This window comes from Agromyces binzhouensis, assembly GCF_004135055.1.
GTDB classification, from domain to species: Bacteria; Actinomycetota; Actinomycetes; order Actinomycetales; family Microbacteriaceae; genus Agromyces; species Agromyces binzhouensis.
The window spans coordinates 1-5,214 of sequence record NZ_SDPL01000219.1; the positions used below are offsets into that span (position 1 = coordinate 1).

Here is a 5,214-nt window from a genome sequence, read left to right on the forward strand (position 1 = left end):
GCGCCCGCGCCCGAGGGCACGGCGCCGCCGTGCACGCGACGGACGAGGCCTGCACGCTCGAGCGCGTCGAGGTCGGCGCGCGCGGTCACGGGCGTGACGCCGAAGGACTCGCTGAGCTCGACGACGCGCACGAATCCGCGCTCGGTGACGAGGTCGGCGGTGAGACTGCGGCGGTGTGCGGCGTCGTGCTGCATGAGGACCAGTGTGCGGTGCGGCATCCGACTTTGCAATACGAAACCCACTTGTTTCTCAAACGAAACTCGCGTACCGTGGCGCCGTGCACCAGACCGAACCAGGCCTCATCGACCCGCGCATCGCGGTGCGCCGCTCGACGCTCGCCGACGGCCGCGAGCTCATCTACTTCGACGACGCCGACACGACGCTCCCGCCCGAGCGCGCCGTCGACGCCCGCGCCCTCGACCCCCGCCCCGCGATCGCCGAGATGCGACAGGACCCGCTCACGGGCGACTGGGTCTCGATCGCCGCCGCGCGGCAGAACCGCGTCTTCCTGCCGCCGGCCGACGCCGACCCCCTCGCGCCGCAGACGGCGGCGAACCCCTCCGAGATCCCGAGCACGTACGACGTCGCCGTCTTCGAGAACCGCTCGCCGTCGTTCGGACCCGACCTGCCCGACTGGTCGGCCCACCGCGACGGCACGACCGACCCCGCAGCAGCCGCCCTCGCCGACGTGCGCTCGGTCGGCATCGGGCGACGGCTGCCCTCCCACGGTCGCTGCGAGGTCGTCTGTTTCAGCCCCGAGCACGAGGGCTCCTTCGGCACCCAGACGGTCTCGCGCGCCCGCACGGTCATCGAGGCCTGGGCGCACCGCACCGCCGCGCTCTCCGCGCTCCCGGGGGTCCAGCAGGTGTTCCCGTTCGAGAACCGCGGCCGCGAGATCGGCGTCACGCTCCCCCACCCGCACGGGCAGATCTACGCCTACCCCTACGTGACGCCGCGCACCGAGCGCCTCCTCGCCGCGATCGACGCCTACGGGCCCACGCTCCAGGCCGACGTGCTCGAGCGCGAGCGCTCCGGCGAGCGCGTGCTGCTCGCCGCCGACCACTGGACCGCGTACGTCCCGTTCGCGGCGCGCTGGCCGGTCGAGATCCACCTCGTGCCGAACCGCCACGTGCCCGACCTCGCCGAGACGACGGCCGAGGAGCGCGACGAGCTCTCGCGCGTCTACCTCCGGCTGCTCCGCGGGGTCGACCGGCTCTACGACACGCCCACGCCGTACATCGCGGCCTGGCACCAGGCCCCGGTGCACGAGCATCGGGACGACGTCAGGCTCACGATGCAGCTGACGAGCCCGCGTCGCGCCGCCGACCGACTCAAGTACCTCGCCGGGTCCGAAGCCGCGATGGGCGCCTGGATCGGCGACGTGCCGCCCGAGACGCAGGCCGCAGCGCTGCGCACCGCCATCGAAGGAGTTGACCTGTGACCGACGCCGTCGCATCCGCCCAGCACCTCTTCGCCGAGCAGTACGGCCGTCGCCCCGCCGGCGTGTGGTCGGCACCCGGCCGCGTGAACCTCATCGGCGAGCACACCGACTACAACGACGGCTTCGTCTTCCCGTTCGCGATCGACCGTCGCACCACGGTCGCGCTGGGCGACCGCGACGACCGCGTCGTGCGGGTCTCGTCGACCTTCTCTCCCGAGACGATCGAGGTGCACCTCGACGCGCTCACCCCCGACGCGGTGAGCGGCTGGGCCGCATACCCGCTCGGCGTGGTGTGGGCGCTCGGCGAATCCGGCGCTGACCTCGCGCACGTGCGCGGCGTCGACCTGCACATCGACTCCGACGTGCCCGTCGGGGCCGGCCTCTCGTCGTCGGCGGCGATCGAGTGCGCGGTCGCGCTCGCGCTCGACGAGCACTGGGGCCTCGGCTTCGACCGCCCGACGCTCGCGAAGATCGGCCGCCTCGCCGAGAACCGGGTCGTCGGCGCGCCGACGGGCATCATGGACCAGTCCGCGTCGCTGCTCGGCGAGGCCGACGCGGCCGTGTTCCTCGACTGCCGCAGCCTCGACACCGACGTCATCCCGCTCGGCTTCACCGAGGCGGGCCTGTCGCTGCTCGTGATCGACACGCGCGTCAGCCACGCGCACGCGACCGGCGGCTACGCGGCGCGGCGAGCGTCGTGCGAGGCAGGTGCGGCCGCGCTCGGCGCGGAGTCCCTCCGCGAAGTGCGCGTCGACGACCTCGACCGCGCGCGCGACCTGCTCGACGACGAGACCTTCCGCCGCGTCCGTCACGTCGTCACCGAGAACCAGCGCGTGCTCGACACGGTCCGCACGCTGCGCGAGCAGGGCCCGGGCGCGATCGGACCGCTCCTCGACGCCTCGCACGTGTCGATGCGCGACGACTTCGAGATCTCGGTGCCCGAGCTCGACCTCGCGGTCGAGACCGCGCAGGCGAACGGCGCGATCGGCGCGCGCATGACGGGCGGCGGGTTCGGCGGTGCGGCGATCGCGCTCGTCATCGACGACCTCGTGCCCGTGATCGCGCGCAAGGTCGTCGAGGCGTTCGCGGAGCACGGCTTCCGCGAGCCGGGCGTGTTCACCGTGCACGCCGCGGAGGGCGCGCGACGCGACGCCTGAGCGGATCGGCCTCGCCGATGACGGAGCGGCCGGCCGGCCGACGCCGCCGCGAACGCGTCGGGAGCGACCCGTTTCCGCCGTCGACGGTTTCCAATAGCATCCGAGGAGTGGTCGACCCGGCCGGCCGACGCCGGCCACGGGCAGACGGGAGGCGCTCATGCCATCGACCCCACGCATCCTCACCGACCCGCTGGCGAACAGGGGAACCGCCTTCAGCCGCGAGGAACGCACGCGGCTCGGGCTGATCGGCCGTCTCCCCTCGGCGGTCGAGACCCTCGAGCAACAGGTCGCGAGGTGCTACGCGCAGCTCCAGCGGCACGATGCGGACATCGACAGGTACATCTACCTCGATCAGCTGCGCGAGCGCAATGAGGTGCTCTACTTCAGGCTGCTGATCGAGCACCTGGCCGAATTGCTCCCGATCGTCTACGACCCCACCATCGGCGAGGCGATCAAGAAGTGGTCGAGGGACTACCGGCAGTCGCGGGCGGTATACCTGTCGATCGACCGCGTCGAGGACGTCCCGACGTCCTTCGACGAACTGGGACTGGGGCCCGGCGACGTGGACCTGCTCGTGTGCTCCGATGCCGAGGAGATCCTCGGCATCGGAGACTGGGGCGTGAACGGCACCGACATCTCGGTCGGCAAGCTCGCCGTCTACACGGCGGCCGCGGGCATCGACCCCGCTCGCGTCCTCGCGGTCAACCTCGATTGCGGCACGGACAACGAGTCGCTGCTGAACGACCCGGCGTACCTGGGGAATCGCCACTCGCGCGTGCGCGGCGAGCGGTACGACGAGTTCATCGCCGCCTACCTGAGGGCGGCGTCGGAGAGGTTCCCGAACGCGCTCCTGCACTTCGAGGACTTCGGGCCCTCGAATGCGCGACGCATCCTCATGGAGAACTCCGACAGGTACCGCATCTTCAACGACGACATGCAGGGCACCGGTGCCATCGTCATGGCCGCGGTGTTCTCCAGCATGAAGGTGACCGGCCAGACGTTCGCAGACCAGCGCCTCGTCGTGTACGGCGCCGGGACCGCCGGGACCGGCATGGCCGATCAGATCCACGCGGGGATGATCCGGGCTGGGCTCTCCGACGCCGAGGCGAAGTCCCGGATCTGGCTCATCGACGTCGACGGCCTCGTCACCGACTCCATGGACGACCTGCCCGACTACCAGCAGGCGTACGCCCGCCCGGCCGCGGAGGTCGCCGACTGGGAGCGGAGCGGAGGCACGATCGGCCTGCTGGAGGTGGTGCAGCGGACCCGCCCCACCATCCTCATCGGCACGTCGACCGATCACGGCGCGTTCACCCGGGAGGTCGTGGAGGCGATGGCGGGTGGAGTGGACCGGCCCGTCATCCTGCCGCTGTCGAATCCGACGGAGAAGATCGAGGCGGTGCCGTCCGACATCATCCCGTGGTCGCGGGGGCGGGCGCTCGTCGCGACGGGCATCCCAGTGGAGCCGGTCGAGTACGAGGGAACGAGCTACGCCATCGGCCAGGGCAACAACGCGCTGCTCTACCCGGGGCTCGGCCTCGGCACGATCGTGTCGGGCGCGACCAGGGTCACCGACGGCATGCTGCTCGCCGCCGCGGAAGCCGTCGCCTCACAGGTCGATCCGACGACCCTCGGGGCCGCCATCCTCCCCCCGGTGTCGAACCTGCGCGCATCGTCCGCGACCGTCGCCGTGGCCGTCGCCCGCCAGGCCGCGGCGGAGGGCGTCGCGACGATCGACCATCCCGACCTCATCGAGGCGGTGCAGGAAGCCATGTGGCAACCCGTGTACCCGGACCCGCCGGTGCAGTGAGGTGCCGCCCTGCGGCGGAGGTCGACGCGGGACGGTGCCCCTCCGACGGCGCCCGTCGCGCAGCCTCGCACCCGCCGAAGCGGGTCGGGCTCAGCCCGGCTCGACCGCGGTGGGCGTGCCGCCCGTGATGCGCACGAGCTCGTCGAACGACGTCGGGAACACCGTCTTCGCGTGCCCGGCGGCGGCCCACACCTCGTCGTAGGTCGCGAGCTCGACGTCGACGAACGTGCGCACCGGCGCGGGGTGCCCCACGGGGGCGACCCCGCCGATGACCTGCCCGGTCGAGGCCTTCACGACCTCCTTCGACGCTCGGCCGATCGTTCCGCCGAGCTCGGCGCCGAGCCACTCGGTGTCGACGCGGTGCGCACCCGAGGTGAGCACCAGGATCGGCTCGTCGTCGAGCGTGAAGACGAGCGAGTTCGCGATCTGCCCGACCTCGACGCCGAGGGCCTCGGCGGCGAGCTTCGCCGTCGTCACCGCGTCGTCGAACCACACGATGCGCGGGTCGATCCCGTCGGCCACCAGTGCGGCGGCGACTCGGTCGACGGCGGCGTGCGAGGGGGCTGCGGTCTGCTCGGCGCTCATGCCTCGATCCTACGAGCGGATGCCGCGGCATCCGCTCGCCGGTCGGTGCCCCGGCCGTTCACCGCGCTGCCGTAGGGTTCGAGCGTGACCGCCTCGCCCGCACCGCACGACCGCCTGGCCCGCCGTCTCGGCCTCCGCGGCGCGGTCGCCATCGGGCTCGCCGCGATGATCGGCGCGGGAGTGTTCTCGGTGTGGGCCCCGGCGGCGCAGGCGGCGGGCGG

The 5,214-nt window shown here is 72.5% G+C and carries 5 protein-coding genes; 3 read left to right on the forward strand and 2 right to left on the reverse strand.

Annotated elements, in window-relative coordinates; translation table 11 throughout:
• The coding region (locus ESO86_RS11090; protein ID WP_165307675.1) for a DeoR family transcriptional regulator at positions 1-194 on the reverse strand (194 nt) is incomplete at its 3' end.
• Positions 195-277: 83 nt separating this feature from the next.
• Here ESO86_RS11090 and galT point away from each other — a divergent pair.
• The 3 genes from galT to ESO86_RS11105 all read left to right on the forward strand — a co-directional run bounded on the left by galT (position 278) and on the right by ESO86_RS11105 (position 4,408).
• Positions 278-1,441 carry a galactose-1-phosphate uridylyltransferase gene (galT, locus tag ESO86_RS11095; protein WP_242492326.1) on the forward strand — a complete coding sequence of 388 codons (1,164 nt, stop codon included), beginning with the start codon at positions 278-280 and terminating at the stop codon, positions 1,439-1,441.
• Positions 1,438-2,598: a galactokinase gene (galK, locus tag ESO86_RS11100; protein WP_129235001.1), complete on the forward strand. Its 1,161-nt coding sequence runs from the start codon at positions 1,438-1,440 to the stop codon at positions 2,596-2,598. The genes galT and galK overlap by 4 nt, the downstream gene beginning before the upstream one ends.
• A gap of 157 nt (positions 2,599-2,755) precedes the next feature.
• Positions 2,756-4,408, forward strand: a complete 1,653-nt coding sequence (locus tag ESO86_RS11105) for an NAD-dependent malic enzyme (RefSeq protein WP_129235003.1) — start codon at positions 2,756-2,758, stop codon at positions 4,406-4,408.
• 90 nt (positions 4,409-4,498) lie between these two features.
• Here ESO86_RS11105 and ESO86_RS11110 read toward each other — a convergent pair whose 3' ends face one another.
• Positions 4,499-4,993 (reverse strand): YbaK/EbsC family protein, encoded by a 495-nt coding sequence (locus tag ESO86_RS11110; RefSeq protein ID WP_129235005.1) that lies wholly within the window; start codon positions 4,991-4,993, stop codon positions 4,499-4,501.
• Positions 4,994-5,214: the final 221 nt, after the last annotated feature.